19 protein-coding genes are annotated in these 17,055 nt (G+C 70.2%); 15 read left to right on the top strand and 4 right to left on the bottom strand.

Annotated features, from left to right (window positions below; translation table 11 throughout):
• The first annotated feature begins 68 nt into the window (after nt 1-68).
• A complete protein-coding gene (gene metG, locus AAG689_RS01790) occupies nt 69-2,129 on the top strand; it encodes a methionine--tRNA ligase (RefSeq protein ID WP_406624512.1) in 2,061 nt (686 codons plus the stop codon).
• Nucleotides 2,130-2,165: 36 nt separating this feature from the next.
• Here the strand turns inward: metG and AAG689_RS01785 are convergent, their stop codons facing one another.
• Both AAG689_RS01785 and AAG689_RS01780 read right to left on the bottom strand, forming a co-directional pair.
• The gene (locus tag AAG689_RS01785; protein WP_406624511.1) at nt 2,166-2,966 is read right to left on the bottom strand and encodes an AraC family ligand binding domain-containing protein; all 801 of its coding nucleotides are present in this window, start codon (nt 2,964-2,966) and stop codon (nt 2,166-2,168) included.
• Nucleotides 2,966-3,574 carry a LysE family translocator gene (locus tag AAG689_RS01780; protein ID WP_406626264.1) on the bottom strand — a complete coding sequence of 203 codons (609 nt, stop codon included), beginning with the start codon at nt 3,572-3,574 and terminating at the stop codon, nt 2,966-2,968. The genes AAG689_RS01785 and AAG689_RS01780 overlap by 1 nt, the downstream gene beginning before the upstream one ends.
• A gap of 458 nt (nt 3,575-4,032) precedes the next feature.
• Here AAG689_RS01780 and AAG689_RS01775 point away from each other — a divergent pair, with 458 nt between their 5' ends.
• The 7 genes from AAG689_RS01775 to AAG689_RS01745 all read left to right on the top strand — a co-directional run bounded on the left by AAG689_RS01775 (nt 4,033) and on the right by AAG689_RS01745 (nt 9,060).
• Entirely contained in the window at nt 4,033-4,392 is a 360-nt protein-coding gene (locus AAG689_RS01775) for a DUF2325 domain-containing protein (RefSeq protein ID WP_406624510.1), read from the top strand.
• A 14-nt stretch (nt 4,393-4,406) separates the two neighbouring features.
• The gene (locus AAG689_RS01770; RefSeq protein ID WP_406624509.1) at nt 4,407-5,033 is read left to right on the top strand and encodes a superoxide dismutase; all 627 of its coding nucleotides are present in this window, start codon (nt 4,407-4,409) and stop codon (nt 5,031-5,033) included.
• An 11-nt stretch (nt 5,034-5,044) separates the two neighbouring features.
• Nucleotides 5,045-5,923 (top strand): ZIP family metal transporter, encoded by an 879-nt coding sequence (locus tag AAG689_RS01765; RefSeq protein ID WP_406624508.1) that lies wholly within the window; start codon nt 5,045-5,047, stop codon nt 5,921-5,923.
• Nucleotides 5,924-5,975: 52 nt separating this feature from the next.
• The gene (locus tag AAG689_RS01760) at nt 5,976-6,476 is read left to right on the top strand and encodes a MarR family winged helix-turn-helix transcriptional regulator (RefSeq protein ID WP_406624507.1); all 501 of its coding nucleotides are present in this window, start codon (nt 5,976-5,978) and stop codon (nt 6,474-6,476) included.
• Between the two features lie 17 nt (nt 6,477-6,493).
• The gene (locus AAG689_RS01755) at nt 6,494-7,141 is read left to right on the top strand and encodes a GDSL-type esterase/lipase family protein (RefSeq protein ID WP_406624506.1); all 648 of its coding nucleotides are present in this window, start codon (nt 6,494-6,496) and stop codon (nt 7,139-7,141) included.
• Between the two features lie 96 nt (nt 7,142-7,237).
• Nucleotides 7,238-8,437, top strand: a complete 1,200-nt coding sequence (locus AAG689_RS01750) for an MFS transporter (protein WP_406624505.1) — start codon at nt 7,238-7,240, stop codon at nt 8,435-8,437.
• On the top strand, nt 8,434-9,060 hold the full coding sequence (locus AAG689_RS01745) for a hypothetical protein (RefSeq protein ID WP_406624504.1): 627 nt from the start codon (nt 8,434-8,436) through the stop codon (nt 9,058-9,060). Before AAG689_RS01750 ends, AAG689_RS01745 begins: the two co-directional genes overlap by 4 nt.
• A 25-nt stretch (nt 9,061-9,085) precedes the next feature.
• Here AAG689_RS01745 and AAG689_RS01740 read toward each other — a convergent pair whose 3' ends face one another.
• Nucleotides 9,086-9,565, bottom strand: a complete 480-nt coding sequence (locus tag AAG689_RS01740) for a VOC family protein (RefSeq protein WP_020230670.1) — start codon at nt 9,563-9,565, stop codon at nt 9,086-9,088.
• Between the two features lie 197 nt (nt 9,566-9,762).
• On the opposite strand from AAG689_RS01740, the gene AAG689_RS01735 reads away from it, so the two are divergent.
• The 4 genes from AAG689_RS01735 to AAG689_RS01720 are packed head-to-tail and all read left to right on the top strand — an operon-like array spanning nt 9,763 to nt 12,458.
• Entirely contained in the window at nt 9,763-10,623 is an 861-nt protein-coding gene (locus AAG689_RS01735) for an NAD(P)-binding domain-containing protein (protein WP_406624503.1), read from the top strand.
• A 49-nt stretch (nt 10,624-10,672) separates the two neighbouring features.
• Nucleotides 10,673-11,656: a tripartite tricarboxylate transporter substrate binding protein gene (locus AAG689_RS01730; RefSeq protein WP_024001707.1), complete on the top strand. Its 984-nt coding sequence runs from the start codon at nt 10,673-10,675 to the stop codon at nt 11,654-11,656.
• 2 nt (nt 11,657-11,658) lie between these two features.
• On the top strand, nt 11,659-12,027 hold the full coding sequence (locus AAG689_RS01725; RefSeq protein WP_406624502.1) for an aldolase/citrate lyase family protein: 369 nt from the start codon (nt 11,659-11,661) through the stop codon (nt 12,025-12,027).
• Nucleotides 12,024-12,458, top strand: a complete 435-nt coding sequence (locus tag AAG689_RS01720) for an aldolase/citrate lyase family protein (protein ID WP_406624501.1) — start codon at nt 12,024-12,026, stop codon at nt 12,456-12,458. The genes AAG689_RS01725 and AAG689_RS01720 overlap by 4 nt, the downstream gene beginning before the upstream one ends.
• Before the next feature lie 7 nt (nt 12,459-12,465).
• Here the strand turns inward: AAG689_RS01720 and AAG689_RS01715 are convergent, their stop codons facing one another.
• Complete coding sequence (locus AAG689_RS01715; protein ID WP_020230674.1) at nt 12,466-13,122, bottom strand: GntR family transcriptional regulator; 657 nt, start codon at nt 13,120-13,122, stop codon at nt 12,466-12,468.
• Between the two features lie 166 nt (nt 13,123-13,288).
• On the opposite strand from AAG689_RS01715, the gene AAG689_RS01710 reads away from it, so the two are divergent.
• From AAG689_RS01710 to AAG689_RS01700, 3 genes are all read left to right on the top strand, one after another.
• On the top strand, nt 13,289-13,912 hold the full coding sequence (locus tag AAG689_RS01710) for a LysE family translocator (RefSeq protein ID WP_406624500.1): 624 nt from the start codon (nt 13,289-13,291) through the stop codon (nt 13,910-13,912).
• 88 nt (nt 13,913-14,000) lie between these two features.
• On the top strand, nt 14,001-16,526 hold the full coding sequence (locus tag AAG689_RS01705; protein ID WP_406624499.1) for an EAL domain-containing protein: 2,526 nt from the start codon (nt 14,001-14,003) through the stop codon (nt 16,524-16,526).
• A 75-nt stretch (nt 16,527-16,601) separates the two neighbouring features.
• Nucleotides 16,602-17,054 carry a PH domain-containing protein gene (locus tag AAG689_RS01700; RefSeq protein WP_020230677.1) on the top strand — a complete coding sequence of 151 codons (453 nt, stop codon included), beginning with the start codon at nt 16,602-16,604 and terminating at the stop codon, nt 17,052-17,054.
• Nucleotide 17,055: the final 1 nt, after the last annotated feature.

The following is a 17,055-nucleotide window of genomic DNA, read 5'->3' as shown; positions in this document are numbered from 1 at the left end:
GCGCGGCCAGCGCCGGTGGTGCGGCCCTCCCTAAAATGGCGGGTTCTTCCGAGAAAGCCGCACCCGAGATGACCGCACGCAAACTCTTCGTCACCACCGCCCTGCCCTACGCCAACGGCAACTTCCACATCGGCCACATCATGGAATACATCCAGGCCGACACCTGGGTGCGCGCGCAGCGCATGCAGGGCAACGCGGTGAACTTCGTGGGGGCGGACGACGCGCACGGCGCGCCCATCATGATCGCGGCCGAAAAGGCGGGCAAGACGCCCCAGCAGTTCGTGGCCGACATCGCCGCCGGGCGCAAGCAGTACCTGGACGGCTTCCACATCGCCTTCGACAACTGGAGCAACACCGACAGCCCCGAGAACCACGAGCTGTCGCAGCAGATCTACCTGGATTTGAAGAAGGCCGGCTTCATCGAGACGCGCACCATCGAGCAGTTCTTCGACCCCGAGAAGAACATGTTCCTGCCCGACCGCTTCATCAAGGGCGAGTGCCCGCGCTGCCACGCCAAGGACCAGTACGGCGACAACTGCGAGGTGTGCAGCTCGGTCTACGCGCCCACCGACCTCATCAACCCCTACTCGGCCCTGTCGGGCGCCAAGCCGGTCCTCAAGACCTCGGAGCACTTCTTCTTCAAGCTCTCCGACCCGCGCGCCGTCGAGTTCCTGACCGAATGGACGCAGGACGGCCAGCACGTGCAGCCCGAAGTGGCCGCCAAGATCAAGGAATGGTTCGGCACGCGCACCAACCCTGACGGCAGCACCAGCACCGGCCTGGACGACTGGGACATCAGCCGCGACGCGCCTTACTTCGGCATCGAGATTCCTGACGCGCCCGGCAAATACTTCTACGTGTGGCTGGACGCGCCCGTGGGCTACCTCGCCTCGCTCAAGAACCTTTTGAATAAGCGCGGCGAGGACTACGACGCCTACATGGCCGACCCGGCATTGGAGCAGTACCACTTCATCGGCAAGGACATCATCACCTTCCACACGCTGTTCTGGCCCGCCATGCTGAAGTTCAGCGGCCGCAAGACGCCCACCAAGATCTGCGTGCACGGCTTCCTCACCGTGAACAACGGCGAGAAGATGAGCAAGAGCCGAGGCACCGGCCTGGACCCGCTCAAGTACCTGGCGCTGAACATGAACCCCGAGTGGCTGCGCTACTACCTGGGCGCCAAGCTCAACGGCAAGAACGAGGACATCGACTTCACGGCCGAGGACTTCATGCTGCGCGTGAACTCCGACCTGATCGGCAAGTACGTGAACATCGCCTCGCGCGCGGCGGGCTTCATCGCCAAGCGCTTCGACGGCAAACTGGGCACCGTCAGCGCGGACGGGCAGGAACTGCTGGCCGCGCTGCGCGGCAGCCAAGGCGCCATCGTCGCCGCCTACGAGGCCCGCGACACCGCCCGCGCCGCGCGCGAGACCATGCTGCTGTGCGACCGCGTGAACGCCTACGTTGATGCCAACAAGCCTTGGGAACTGGCGAAACAGGAAGGCATGGAGGCGCGCCTGCACGACGTGTGCAGCACCTGCATCGAAGCCTTCCGCATCCTGACCATCTACCTCAAGCCCATCCTGCCCCACGTGGCCGCCGAGGTGGCGAACTTCCTCATCATGCCGCCCGAGGGCTTCGACGGCGTGGCCAAGCCCCTGGGCGCGGGCCACCAGATCGGCGAGTACAAGCACCTGATGCAGCGCGTCACGCCCGAGCAGCTCGACGCGCTGTTCGAGCCCCCCGCCGTGGAAAAGCCCGTGCCCGGCGGCGAGGCCATCGCCGAGGCCATCACCATCGACGACTTCGCCAAGGTCGATCTGCGCATCGCGAAGATCGTGAAGTGCGAAGCCGTGGAGGGCTCGACCAAGCTGCTTCGCCTGACGCTCGACGCGGGCGAGGGGCAGACGCGCAACGTGTTCTCCGGCATCGCCAGCATGTACCAACCCGCGCAGCTCGAAGGCAAGCTCACCGTGCTGGTCGCCAACCTCGCGCCGCGCAAGATGAAGTTCGGCATCTCCGAGGGCATGGTGCTCGCCGCCAGCCATGCGGACGAGAAGGCGCACCCCGGCATCTACGTGCTGGAGCCCTTCCCGGGCGCGCAGCCGGGCATGCGCATCCACTGACGTATCACAGCCGAAACAGGCTCCAGCGCTTGTCCATCAAGCGCTTGCAGCTCCCATTTCAGGAGCATTGCGCCACGCATAACGCCCCGGCGTCAGCGCATGGTGCGCCTTGAAGGCGCGCTGCAGGTGGGCCTGGTCGGCAAAGCCCATCGCGTGCGCCGCGTCGGCCAGCGCCGCGCCCTGCGCCAGCAGGCGGCGCGCGCCGTTCAGGCGCAGGTTCAGCCGGTAGACGCCCGGCGTCACCCCCGTCGCGGCCTTGAAGCAGCGGATGAAGCGCGGCGCGCTCATCCCGCAGGCCTGGGCCAGCGCCTGCACGCTGGGGGCCGATTGCGGCTGCGCGTGCAGGCAGTGCAGCGCGCCGGCCACCGCATCGGCATGCGGCGTGCGCTCCAGGGGCTGCGCGGGCGCGCCATGGCGATGCGCCAGCCGCAGCAGGCCGTCGGCGAAGCCGGCCAGCGCCGCCCCATGCAGCGGCCGGCACAGCGCGTCTGCCGCCCGCGCGGTGCCCGCATCGCGCAGCAGGCGCGCGGGAAAGCGCAGCGCCGCCACGCTCAGCTGCGCATGCAGCCAGTCGGCCTGCACGAACAGCATGCGGTACGACCACGGCGCGCCGTCGTCCGGATTGCAAGCGTGCCAGACGCCTGGCTCGATCAGCACCACGCAGCCCGCCGCCACGCGCTCGGGCCCGCCCGCGTGGTGGAAGACGGCCGTGCCCGCATCGACGATGCCGATGGAGTATTCCGCGTGCATGTGCAGGCGGTAGCAGTGGGGAGAGGCGCGGCTTTCGCGCAGCTCCGCCCACGGCGCATCCGGGTGGCGGTGGAAGGTGGTGGTCATCACGCCAGCATAGCGGCCACGCTCGCCACCAGCAGCAGCGCCAGTCCCCGGTGGAACAGCCGCTGGCGCGCATCCGTGCCCAGCCAGCGCGCCAGCGCCCGCCCCGCCACGGCCCAGCAGCCCACGCCCAGCAGGCATGCCGCCAGCGAGACCGCGCAGAACCATGCCAGCGCGCTGCCCTGCGCCGCGCCATGGGGCAGCACGAACAGCCCCACGCCCGACAGCGCCACCAGCCACGCCTTGGGATTGAGTGCCTGCACCGCCGCGCCTTGCGCGAATGCGCGCCAGGGCCCTGCGGCGCCGTGCGCCTGCGCCTCCATCGTCCCCACGGGCGCGCCCGCGATGCGCCACGCCAGCCACAGCAGGTAGGCCGAGCACAGCCACTGCGCCACCGGCGCCAGCCCTGGCGCGAGCGCCGCCGCCTGCCGCGCGCCCAGCCCCATGCACCCCACCACGGCCGCGTAGCTGGCGCTGGCGCCCAGCACGAACAACAGCGCCACGCGCCGCCGCGCCTGGCTGCCGTGGCGCAGCGCCAGCACGTTGACGGGGCCGGGGGTGATGGCGCCCACGAGAGCGAAGCCGGCCATGGCCAGCAGGGAGGAAATCAGGGATGTCATGGCGGCCGCAGTCTGGCGCGCAGCGCGCGGGCTGTATTGAACGCAATTGCACGCCGCGCACGCTGGCAGCCGGATTAGCCTTTCTTTTTGAAAGTTATCAAGAATCATTCGCATTTCAGTTTATGATTCGCCCCAGGCTGCAACGCCCGCCGTTGCAGCAAGGCTCTCATCGTGGGGTAGTCAACGGGTCGCTCAACCCGGCCTGTTGACCGCTTTTTGCCAGCCACCGGTTCGCCATTTAGCCAGGCACTTTTTTCACGAGCACGAGAGCTTCTTTCGCAAGCCCGCCTGACAGGGAGCCGCTGCGCCGTGCCATACCTTGAAGAAGACATCGACCACCTGGTGCCGGAACATGGCGTGCTGCTGCGCCAGTACGGCGCGCTGCAGCGGCGCTGCTCGGAGCAGGCCGGCGCCCAGGCCCGGAGATCGCCCGGCTGCAGGAGCAGCTCATGCGCCTGCGCGCACAGGCCGTCGTGCTGTGCAGCGCCCTGGCCTGGGAGCGCGAAGACCACCAGCGGCTGCGTGCTGCCGTCGCCGACTGGCCCGAGCTGGGCCTGGACCTGGCCCCGGACCCGCCGCCCCCGCCCGCGGATGCCGACACCGAGCGGCTCGAACACAGCCTGCGCTGCGCCGACCTGGTGATCTGCCAGACCGGCTGCGTGAGCCACGGCCACTTCTGGCGCGTGGAAGACCACTGCAAGCGCACCGGCAAGGCTTGCGTGCTGGTGGAACAGCCCGGCGCGCTGCGCATCGTGCGCCTCCATCCCGACGGCGAGGCCGAGCGCCTCGCTCCCCTTCCCTCTCCCTGACGGACCACACCGCCATGCCCTACACGCTGCCCCCGCTCGCCTATGCCTACGACGCGCTGGAACCCCACATCGACGCGCGGACGATGGAGATCCACCACACCAAGCACCACCAGACCTACGTGAACAACCTCAACGCAGCGCTCGAAGGCACGCCCTACGCCGACCTGCCGCTGGAGGATCTGGTCGCGCAGGTCGAAACCCTGCCCGAGAAGCTGCGCGCGCCCGTGCGCAACAACGGCGGCGGGCATGCCAACCACAGCCTGTTCTGGCGCGTCATGTCGCCCCAGGGCGGCGGCGCGCCGGGCAGCGACCTGGCCCGCGCCATCGACACCGACCTGGGCGGTTTCGACGCCTTCAAGGCCGCGTTCACCCAGGCGGCGCTCTCGCGCTTCGGCAGCGGCTGGGCCTGGCTCACGGTGAACCCGCAGGGCAAGCTGGCCGTGGAAAGCAGCGCCAACCAGGACAGCCCGCTGATGCGCGGCATCGCCTCGGGCCACACGCCCATCCTGGGGCTGGACGTGTGGGAACACGCCTACTACCTGCAGTACCAGAACCGACGCCCGGAATACATCGCGGCGTTCTATAACGTCATCGACTGGGCCGAAGTGGCCCGGCGCTACGCAGCCGCACAACCCCGCTAATGCCGCAACCCATGCGCCCGCTTCGCATGCAAACCTTGGCCGGCTTGGCCCTGTGCGCCGCCGGCCTGCCCGCCCTGGGCGCCCTGGTCTGGCAGGGGCTGGGGCAGCAGCCCGCGCTGCAGGGCGCGCTGCTCGGCGGCCTGGTCGCCGCGCTGGCCACGGCCCTCGGCACGCTGCCCGTGCTGCTCGCGCAGCGGCCCTCGGAGCGCGTGCAGGACACGCTGTTCGGCTTCGGCGCGGGCGTGATGCTGGCCGCCAGCGCGTTCTCGCTCATCCTGCCGGGGCTGGACGCAGCACGCGGCGCCGCCCTGTTCGGCGGCAGCAACTGGGCCGCGGGCGGCGTGGTGGGCTGCGCCATCCTCATGGGCGCGCTGGTGCTGCTGGCCATGGACCACCTGCTGCCGCACGAGCACTTCATCAAGGGCCGCGAAGGCGCCGAGGCCAGGCAGTTGCGCCGCACCTGGCTGTTCGTCTTCGCCATCACGCTGCACAACCTGCCCGAGGGGCTGGCCATCGGCGTCGGCTACGCGGGCAATGAAGGCATGCGCGCCCATGCGCTGGCGATCGGCATCGCCATCCAGGACGTGCCCGAGGGCTTCGTCGTCGCCGCGGCACTGGTCGCGGCGGGCTACACGCGCGGCCTGGCCATTGCGCTCGGCATCGCCTCGGGCCTGGTCGAGCCGCTGGGCGCGGTGGCCGGCGCCGCCGCCGTCGGCCATTCGGCGCTGCTGCTGCCCTGGGGGCTGGGCTTCGCCGCCGGGGCCATGCTGTTCGTCATCAGCCACGAAATCATTCCCGAATCGCACCGCAAGGGCCACGAATCGTTCGCCACGGCGGGGCTGATGGTGGGGTTTGTGCTCATGATGGTGCTGGACACGGCCCTGGCATGAGGCGCCATGCGCCTTACTTGACAAATCATATGTAGCCAACTACATTTCAGCCATGTTTGAACTGCAAGACCTGCCCAGCTACGACACCCTGGCCGCCTTCGGAGCCGCCTATGGCAACCCCGACGTGGGCGGCCTGCACGCCTGGCTGGCCTGGGCATCGGCCACGGGCGAGATGCTGTCGGCCTTCGACGCCAACCTGGCGAAGAACGGCGGCCTGTCGCAGTCGCAGTTCTTCGTGCTGCTGCTGCTCAAGCGCAACCCCGCCGGCCTGAGCGTGGGCGCGCTGGCGCAGGGCGTGGCCGTCACCTCACAGACCATGACGCGCACCCTTGACCGCATGGAAGGCGCGGGCCTGTGCCGGCGCGAGGCCGACCCGCAGGACCGACGCGCGTGGCTGATCCACCTGACGCCCGCGGGCGACGCGCTGCTGGCCCAGGCGCTGCCCGCGCACTACGCCTGGGTGGCGAACCTGATGCAGCACTTCAGCGCCGAGGAACGCGCGCTGCTCCAGCGCCTCACGGGCAAGCTGCGCGAAGCCGGCCTGTCCCGCTAACTCCATCACCGCGACGCATGAATCTCCATTTCCTGCCCCGCCGCCGCCTGCTGGCCCTGCTGCCCGCCACCGCCCTGCTCGCCGCCTGCGGCAAGCGCGCGCCCAAGGCACGGCCCATCGCCACGGGCAGCACCGTGCTGGCCCTCGGCGATTCGCTGACCTCGGGCGTCGGCGCTGATGCCGCCACCGCCTATCCCGCCGAGCTGCAGGCGCTGACGGGCTGGCAGGTGGTGAACGGCGGCGTCTCCGGCGACACCACGGCCCAGGCGTTGGCGCGGCTGCCCGCGCTGCTGGAGGCGCACCGGCCCCAACTCGTCATCGTGGGCATCGGCGGCAACGACTTCCTGCGCCAGATGAGCGCCGCCGCCGCCAAAGACAACATCCGCGCGATCTGCCGCGCCGCCACCGCTGCGGGCGCGCAGGTGATGCTGGTGGCCGTGCCGCAGTTCTCTTTGCTGGCGGCCAGCACCGGGCGGCTCACCGACCACCCGCTCTATGCGGAGCTGGCCGGCGAACTCCAACTGCCGCTGTACGAGGGCGGCTGGGCCGAGGTGCTGGGCAACGCCAGCCTGCGCTCCGACCAGGTGCATGCCAACGCCCAGGGCTACCGCCAGTTCGCCGAAGGGCTGGCCAAGCGGCTGCGCCAGGCGGGATTGCTGGCGTAACTCCTGAAACCATAGCTGCCAGCGCTTTATGAGCAAGCGCTGCAGGCCATTTTCATCTATTTTTTATCCATTTATGTAGTTAACTACATGAAAGCAATGAACACATCTACGGACTCCCACATTCCTTCCACACCGCTGCGCGCCCTGCTGGCCCTGTGCGCGCTGGCCGTGGTGTCGCAGTTGTATTGGCCGCTGCCCGTGCTGCCGCAGGTGGCGCGCGCCCACGGCCTCGCGCCCGGCGCGGCCGGGATGGTGGTGAGCGTCTTCGGCATGGCCTATGCCGCGGGCTTTCTGCTGTTCGGCCCGCTGTCCGACCGGCTCGGCCGCCGCGCCGTCATGGCCTGGGGGCTGGCCGCGCTGGCGCCCCTGACCGCCGCGCTGGCCTGCGCGCCGTCCAGCGCGCTGCTGCTGGCCGGGCGCGCGCTGCAGGGGCTGGCCGCCGCCGCGTTCGCGCCCGCCGCCATCGCCTACCTGTCCGAACGCGGCACGCCGCGCCAGCGCACCTGGGGCGTGGCGTGGATCAGCACGGCCTTCCTGTCCGCCGGGCTGCAGGGACAGATGTACGGCGGCGCCGTGGCAGGCCGCTGGGGCCTGGGCGCGGCCATGCTGCCACTGGCCGCCGTGTACGCCATCACCGCCTGCGCACTGCTGCGCACGCCCGCCGATGCGCGCGCCACCGCCCGCGCACTGCCGTCCCTGCGCGCGTCCATTCAAGCCATGGGCACGCTGCTGGCCGACGCGCGCCTGCGCCGCGCCTATGGCCCGGCGCTGCTGCTCCTGCTCTGCTTCGTGGCCTTCTACCTGCTGCTGGACATGCACGCCGGCGCCGCCCTGCGCGCGCAGGGCATCACGCCGCTGGCGGCGCGCGCCGTGGCCCTGCCCGCCTTCCTGGCGCCGCTGGCCGTGGCTGCCGCCATGGCGCGCATCGGTGCGGCGCGTTGGGTCACGCTGGGCCTGGGCACGGCCGCCGCCGGGCTGCTGCTGGCCGCCTGGGCGGGCACCACCCATCTGCCGGGGCTGCTGGCCGCCAGCGTGGTGTTCGTGCTGGGCGTGGGCACCAGCGTGCCCAGCCTCATCGCCCGCGTGGCGGGCCTGGCCGCCACGCCGGTGCGCGGGCTGGCCGTGGCGCTCTACACCTTCGTGCTGTTCGTGGGCGCCAGCCTCGGCCCCTGGCTGGCGCAGGCCACGGCGCACTGGCCGCAGGCCGCGGCGCTGGGCCTGCTGGCCGCGCTGCTGGGCGCGGCGGCGCTGTACGCGGCCACACCTATTTCATCAGCCCCTGGAGACCACCCATGAAAGCCCTTCACTCCATCGCCGCCGCACTGGCCTTCGCCACGGCATCGTTCTCATCCACCGCCCAGGAGTCCCTTCCCATGACCCGTTCCCTCATCCCCGCCAGCCACCACGCCGTCTCCCACCGCGTCGTGCAGGTGGACGGCACGCCCGCCATCCTCACCCGCCACGAGCGCCGCGACGGCCGCAATGCCGGGCTGGAGGGCGAGCACTTCAGCACCGTGGCGATGGCGGACGGCGTGCTCAAGGGCTTCGCCCACATCTCGCTCGACCTGGCAGGAAAGCCCCTGCCCTCGCGCGAGCGCACCGAGGCCATCGCGCGTGCCTTCCTGCAAACCCACGCGAGCGATCTGCTGCCGCGCATGGAGATTCATTGGATCGAGCCGCATGACGAACCCATCCGCGTGCAGCGCGAGAGCCGCACCGAGACCGTGACCCTGACCGGCATGAAGATGAAGGCGCGCAACCTGGCCGACGGGCGCTGGTTCTGGGTCATCGTCGGCAGCGACGAACAACCCATGGTGTTCGAGCGCGACATCGTCTGGATCACCTTCCCCGGCCACCGCAAGACGGAGAAGTGGCTGCACGATGGCTGGCTCAGGGCCCAGGAGCGCCGCGCGGCCTGAGCCCGGCTATCGCATCACCGCCAGCTCAGCCGCGCCGTGCCGCCTCGATGGCCGCGATGTCGATCTTGCCCATCTCCATCATGGCCGCGAAAGCGCGCTGCGCCGCCGCCGGGTCGGGATCGGCGATCGCGTCGGTCAGCGCGCGCGGCGTGATCTGCCACGACACGCCCCAGCGGTCCTTGCACCAGCCGCATGCGCTTTCCTGGCCGCCGTTGCCGACGATCGCGTTCCACAGGCGGTCCGTCTCGGCCTGGTCGTCGGTCGCCACCTGGAACGAGAACGCCTCGTTGTGCCGGAACGCCGCGCCACCGTTCAGACCGAGGCATGGGATGCCCATCACCGTGAATTCCACGGTCAGCACGTCGCCCTGCTTGCCTGCCGGGTAATCGCCCGGCGCCTTGTGCACGGCATGTACCGCGCTGTCGGGAAAGGTCTGTGCATAGAACTGCGCGGCATCCAGGGCGGTGCCGTCGTACCAGAGGCAGATGGTGTTCTTGGGGGCCATGGCCGTGCTCCTGTTGTTCAAGGTAGGAAGACGCAAGACTGCCCGACTTCCCTGGCCGCGCGCCCCTTGGGGGCTTTCTGGCCCACGCGAGGGGCCAGCGTGTACCGAGCCAGAAACGCATCTTCAAACAAAAGGGGTTTACCCCGATAAATTGTTTAAATATTGTATTTATGATGCACTCACAGATGAGGTAATTCATGAAAGTAGCGTTGATTGGCTTGGGCGAGGTTGGCCGGTGCTTTGCGCAGGCGCTGCATGCCCAGGGCATGGAGCTGATCCTGGTGGAGAGAAAGATTTCCGAGGCTGCGGCCGCACTGGCGCAGCGGATGGGTATTGCGCCCCACTCCGCAGTCGGCCCGTGGCTGCGCGAGGCGCATGCGGTTCTTGTCTGCTCCACGGGCCTTGAATCAAGAACAATATCAATACAATGCTCGCAAATCCTCCAGGCGGGCGCGCTCATCGCGGATTTCACGACCGCCGATCCGGCCCACAAACGCGAGGCGGCAGCGGCCGCCCACGAACGCCTCATCCAATATGCCGACGTGGCCATCATGGGCGGCATCTCGCTGACCCATGCGCGCACGCCGCTGCTGGTGTCCGGCGACGGCGCGGACCGGCTGGCCGCCTTGCTGGCGCCCCTGCAGGGCGCGGTGCGTGTCGTGCAGGGAGAGGCGGGCGACGCGATCGCCCTGAAGCTGCTGCGCAGCGTGTTCACCAAGGGGCTCGAGGCGCTCGGCGTCGAAGTGCTGGTGGCCGCGCAGAGGCAAGGGGTGAGGGAGCAGTTGTACGAGGTGCTTGCCGACATCGACAGCACGCCGCTGCGCGACTTCGTCGACATGGTCGTGCGCACGCACGTCGTGCATGCGGCGCGGCGCGCCCACGAGGTCGAGCAGGCGGCGCAGCAGCTCGCGCTGCTGGGCTTGCCCTCGCGCGTGCTGCCGGGGGTGCGCGAGCGTTTCGCCGCCACGGCCGCCCAACGGGAACGCCGCCCGCTGCCGCAGGAGCAGCCCACCCTCGAGCAGGCGCTGGACTGGCTGGACACCCCCGCCGCCCCTTGAGCGAGGGCGCCCCGGCTCACCCCCATCAACACATACCAAGGAGACATCGATGCGCGCATTTCCCCTCCCTCGCAGATTGATTCATCTGGCCGTGGCCCTGGGCATGGGCCTGAGTGCATTCGCCGGCATGGCGGCGCCCTACCCGGAGCGCCCCATCAAGCTGGTCGTCCCGTATCCGCCGGGCGGCGGGACCGACAAGCTCGCCCGCATGGTCTCGAAGCAGGTGGCCGATGCCAACGGCTGGAACATCGTGGTGGAGAACCGGGCGGGCGCCGAGGGCAACATCGGGCTCGATGCGGTGGCCAAGGCGCCCGCGGACGGCTACACCCTGCTCTTCGGCCAGCTCGACAACCTGTCGCTCAACGCGGCGCTGTTCGACAAGTTGCCTTTCGATCCCTTCAAGGATTTCCGCGCCATCGCCCTGCTGGCGGAGTCGCCCGCGGTGTTCGTCGTCGCCAAGGATTCCCGCTTCAAGAGCTTCCGCGACGCGGTGGAAGCCGCCCGCAAGGAGCCGAAGACGCTCAGCTTCGCGTTCCCCAGCACCAGCACGCGCATGCTGGTGGAGCTGGCGCAGAAGGCCGGCGGCGTGCAGTTCCTGACCGTGCCGTACAAGGGGGCGGCCCAGGCCCTGCCCGATCTGATGGGCGGCCACATCCAGCTCTACGTGGGCAGCACGCAGACGCTGGAAAGCCATGTGAAGTCCGGCTCGGTGCGCGCGGTGGCGGTGACGTCCAGGCAGCGCGTGGGCGCGCTGCCCGACGTGCCGACGGTGAACGAGGCGGGGCTGGCGTCGTTCGACGCCGTCAACATCTGGTGGGGCGTGGCGGCGCCCGCGGCCACGCCCGACGCCGTGGTGCAGTTGTTGAACGCCGCGTTCAACAAGGCCCTCGACGACCCGTCCGTGCGCGGAAAGATCGAGGCGGACGGCGGCATCGTCCTCGGCGGCACGCCGGAGCGGATGACCCAGGCCCAGAAACGCGACTACGACAAGCTGCTCCCGATCATCCGGGAGATCGGCATGAAGGTGAATTGAGCATGGCGACCGTACTCAGGAACAGCGCGCTGGAGCAGATGCGCGCCAACCGCCTCGCCCTCGGCGTGCTGCTGCGCCAGGCGCGCACGGTGGAAACCGTGGGCGCGATGGCGGCCTGCGGCTTCGACTGGATCTTTCTCGATCTGGAGCACGGCACGATGCCGCTGGACACCGTGGCGCAGATCGCCTACACGGCGCAGAAGTGCGGCATCGCGCCGATCGTGCGCGTGCCGATCATGGACGTGCGCCTGGCCGCGCGCGCCATGGACAACGGCGCCCTGGGGGTCATCATGCCGCGCGTCGAAACCGCCGCACAGGCGCGGCACATCGCCGCTGCGCTGCGCTACCCCCGGCGGGGCACCGCGGCGTGATCGGCACCCTGCCGCATTTCGACTTCAAGGCGCCCCCGGTGGGCGAGGCCACGCGGCAGATGGACGCCGCCAACCTGCTCGTCCTGCTCATCGAGACGCCCGAGGCCGTGGCCCATATCGACGAGATCGCCGCCGTCGACGGCGTGGACGTGCTGCTCGTGGGCGGCAACGACCTGTCGCTGGAGATGGGCATTCCCGGCCAGTACACGCAGCCGGCGTTCCGCGACGCCGTGCAGAAAGTGGCCGACGCGGCCCGCCGGCACGGCAAGTTCTCGGGCCTGGGCGGCGTCTACGACCCGCAGACGCTGGCGGGTTTCCTCTCGATGGGCATGCGCTTCATCGTTTCGGGGGCCGACATTTCCTTCATGCTCGCCGGGGCGCAGGAGCGCGCCGGCTTCCTGCGGCAGCTCGAAAGCTCCGGCGCCGGTTGAGCGCGGATCAGGCGAGGGCCTTCGGCTGCTGCCGCTGCGCCTTCAGGCGGTCCCATGCGTGCTGGATGTGCGATGCCCACAGCGCATAGGCCAGGCGCCCGTCGCCGCGCTCGATCGCGCGCGCCAGGTCACGGTGGTCCGCCAGGCTCTGGTGGATCTGGGCGTCCGACGCATAGAAGAACCCGGTCACCCGCTGCGCGGCGAACAGGCCGCGCATGAAGGACGTCAGGCGCGGCGACGCGGCGGCCTGCGCGACCACGGTGTGGAACTGGCGGTTGGTGGTTTCCATGCGCGCCAGGAAATCCTTGGGCCGCTCGTGGATCAGGGCCTCCATGGCGGCGTTGAGCGCATGCAGTTGTTCCACGTGCTCGGGCTGCCTGCGCCGGGCGGCGAGTTCCGCCGCATGGGCCTCGATCAGGATGCGCAGGTCGAACACTTCGTCGTCGTCGTCCTGCGTCCAGCCCGCGACGAACACCCCGCGGTTGGGTTCGATCACCACCAGCCCGTCGTCCGCCAGGCGCTTGAACGCCGCCCGCAGCGGCGAGCGGCTGACGCCCAGCTCCTGCGCCAGCGGAATCTCCTTGAGCTGGGAGCCCGAGGGAAATTCGCCCAGGACAATGCGCTTGCGCAGTTGCGCGTAGACGTCGACGGAACATTTGCGCATGGCTTCAGGTCGGCAGCAGCGCGGCGGTCACGCAGTTGCCAAAGGGTGTCCTTGGTGCTTCATGGATGGCCGGACATTGTGCCTGCGTATGCAGCGCGCTACACGGGCCTCGCCGGCCGGCCGGCCGGTGCATTACCCTTGCACCCATCGCATTCCTTATTCCGCCATGGACTACCTCCCCCAACTTCTCACCCTCTCCGGCATCGTCCTGCTCGCCTGCGCCAGCCCGGGGCCGGACTTCGTGGCCGTCACCTCGCAGGCGCTGGGCGGGCGCCGCTCGGGCGTCTTCACCGGCCTGGGCATCACCTGCGCCGTGGCCGTGTGGGCAAGCCTGGCGGTGTTCGGCTTCGGGCTGCTGGTGCAGCAGTTCTTCTGGCTCTACGAGGGCATCCGCCTGGCCGGTGCCGCCTACCTGGTCTACCTGGGCGCGCGCATGCTGATGGCCGCGCTGCGCGGCGGCGCGGACACGCAGGACATCGCGCAGGCGCCCCGCGTCGGCGACGGGCAGGCCTGGCGGCGGGGCTTCATCGTGGGCATCACCAATCCCAAGACCGCGACCTTCTTCGCCACCCTGTTCGTGACCCTGCTGCCCGTGGGCGCGCCAGCATGGGTGTACGCGGCGGTGGTCGCGGTGGTGGTGTGCGTCACCGGCACGTGGCTGTGCCTGCTGGCGGCGTTCTTCTCGGTGGGCGCGGTGCGCCGCGCCTATGCGCGCATCCGCCGCCCGGCCGATGCGCTGATGGGCGCGGCGCTCGTGGCGCTGGGCGCGCGCATGGCAGCGAGCCGGTAGCTTGCGCGGGATAGCCCAAACAATACACAATTACTCACAATCCGCACGGTGCGCGGCCTCCGCCACGCCACCGCTTCGCGGCACCTTCATGCGTCCGCCCCAGCTCTCGCTGCGCACAGCCATTACCGTCCCTTTCGCTCTGCTGTTCGCCGCCACCGTGGTGCTGCAGGCGTTCATGCAGCACCGCCAGGTGCAGCGGCTCATTGACCAGGAGAGCGAGCGGCTGCTCGCGGCCATCACCGCCACGTCGCGCAGCCGGCTGGCCGAGTACCTGGAGGTGCCGTTCGAGATCCAGCGCGGCATCGGCGACACCATCGGCCGCCAGGGCCTGTACGCGCCGGGGCGCCTGGAGGGCGTCTACACCTACCTGCACGGCGTGTTCTCCGAGGTGTATGCCCGGCACGCGCAGATCAGCCTGCTGAGCTTCGGCAGCCAGCAGGGCGAGTTCGCCGGCATCCGGCGCGAGCCCGATGGCAGCTACCGCCTGATCCTCAAGGAGAACCATGGCGAAGGGCTGATGCATATCTACCGGCAGCCCGTGCCCGGCGCCGTGGTGGCCTCCTACCCCGGCTACGACCCGCGCGAACGTCCCTGGTATGCGCCCGTGGCCCGCGCGGGCCAGGCACTGTGGTCGCCCATCTACACCACAGCAGGCGAGCGCGGGGACATCACCATCTCGGCTGCCAGTCCGGTATACGCGGGCGGCCGGCTGATCGGCGTGATGGATGCCGACGTGCGGCTCGACAGCATGAGCCGCTTCCTGCGCGAGGAGGCGCTGCGCGGCCAGGCCCAGGTGCTGGTGGTGGACGCGCAGGGCTACCTGGTGGCGCATTCCGAGCCCGGCCCGGTGCTGGCCCCGGCGCAGCCCGGCACGCCCCAGGCGCAGCGCACGCGCCTGCGCATCGGCGACAGTGCCAGCCCCGTGCTGCGCAAGGCGGCCGGGCTGCTGCCGCAGGTGGAAGACAAGGGCGCGGGTTTCAGCTTCGGGGACGGGGACGAGCGCTATTTCGGCCGCGTCACGCCCTACCAGGACGCACGCGGGCTCGACTGGCGCATCGTGGCGGTGCTGCCCGAATCCGCGCTGCTGGGCGAGACGCGCGCGCAAAGCCGCCACATGCTGCTGTGGAGCCTGGCCATCGCCGCCTTCGGCCTGCTGCTGGGCCTGTGGGCGGTGCGCCAGGCGGTGCGCCCCATCCTGCGCACAGCCGAGGCGGCCAACCGCCTGGCGCACGGCGAATGGCAGGCTGCCGCGCCAGACCGTGGCAGTGCGCTGCTCGAAACCTCCATCCTGGTGCGCGCCTTCAACGACATGGCCGAGCGCCTGCAGCAGTCGTTCCAGCAGATGCGCGAGCTGCTGCTCTACGACAGCCTCACCCACTCGCTCACGCGGCGCGGCCTGCTCGAACGCAGCCAGTGGGCCCAGCCACGCCCGGCCGTGCTCTCCCTGGTCGGGCTGGACGACTTCCGTGCGCTCAACGACAGCGTGGGCCACGGCACGGGCGACCGGCTGCTGCAGGCCGTGTCGGAGCGCCTGCGCCAGCAGTTGCCCGAGCCCGCGCTGCTGGCCCGACTGGGCGGCGACGAGTTCGCGGTGCTGCACTTCGACGACGCGGGCCAGCTTTCGGCCCCAGAGATGGGCGAGGCACTGCAGGCGCTGTTCGCCGCGCCGTTCTCCGTGGGGGCCGACGAGATCCTCGTGCGCGCCTCGGTCGGCACCGTGCAGGGGCTGCTCGCGAGCGACGACCTGCCCGAATGGCTGCGCAACGCCAGCATGGCGCTGGGCGAGGCCAAGCGGCGCGGGCGCAACCAGTCGGTGGCGTTCTCGCCCGCGCTGGCCGAGCACGCCTTCGAGCGCGCGCGCCTGTCGAACGAGCTGCGCCAGGCGCTGGAGAAGGACGAGTTCCTGGTGCACTACCAGCCCGTGGTCGACCTGGCCAGCGGGCGCATGGTGGGCGCCGAGGCGCTGCTGCGCTGGCACAGCCCCACGCGCGGCATGGTGCCGCCGGGGCTGTTCATCCCCACAGCGGAAGAGTCCGACCTGATCCTCGCACTGGGCGACTGGGTGCTGCACCGCGCCACGCACGACATCGCGCGGCAGCTCGACGCACTGCCGCCGGGGTTCGACCTGCACGTCAACGTCTCGGCGCGCCAGCTCATCCAGTCGGACTTCCCCGCCACGTTGCGCGAGGTACTGTCGGCCAGCCGCCTGCCGCCGCACCAACTCACGCTGGAGCTGACCGAGTCGGTGCTGATCGACAGCGACGTGGCCATGCGCGAGCGCATCGCGGCCATCCACGCCCTGGGCGTGCGCATCGCCATCGACGACTTCGGCACCGGCTACTCGTCGCTGGCCTACCTGAGCCGGCTGGCGTTCGACTGCATCAAGATCGACCAGAGCTTCGTGCGCAAGCTGCTCGCGTCCGCGCAGGACGAGGCCATCGTCGCGGCCGTGCTCCACATGGCCCACGGCTTCGGCGTGACCGTGGTGGCCGAGGGCGTGGAGACCACGGCCGAGGCCGAGCGCCTGCGCGCCATGGGCTGCCCCGGCGCGCAGGGCTACTGGTTCGGCCGGCCCGCACCGCTGGAGCAATTGCGCGGCTGGCATGCGCCCTAGAATGCAGCTCCTTTTTCAATAGCTTCCAGCGCTTGGTGCACAAGCGCTGGAGGCCCGAAACACCGAAGGAATGCCATGAATGCACCCGCCGCCGCCTTCGCCTCCAAGGTCGATGCCTGGCTCGCCGTTCTGCTGCTGGGCAGCGTGGTGGCGGTGCTCGTCGCCGTGGGCGCCGCGTGGCCGCGCGCGGCCGCGCCGTCCGCGGTGGCGGTGCTGGCCGCCACGCTGGCGCTGGGCGCCGGTCTGCCGCTGTGGATCGTGGCGTCCACCGGCTACCGCATCGAAGACGGCGAGCTGCTGATCCGCAGCGGCCCGATGCGCTGGCGCATCCCGGTGCAGGACATCCGGCGCATCGAGGCCTCGCGCAGCTGGCTCTCCTCGCCCGCGCTGTCGCTGGACCGGCTGCGCATCCACCACTGCCGCGCCACCGGGCGCATGCGCCAGGTGCTGGTGTCGCCCCGCGACCGGCAGGGCTTCGTGCAGGCGCTGCAGCTGCTCAATCCGAACATCGCGGTGCAGGGGCTGTGAG

Origin of the sequence: Acidovorax sp. SDU_ACID1 (genome assembly GCF_045291395.1) — a bacterium.
GTDB lineage: Bacteria > Pseudomonadota > Gammaproteobacteria > Burkholderiales > Burkholderiaceae_C > MR-S7.
Note: the sequence above shows the minus strand (reverse complement) of the source record. Positions and strands in the feature narration are given on the sequence as shown.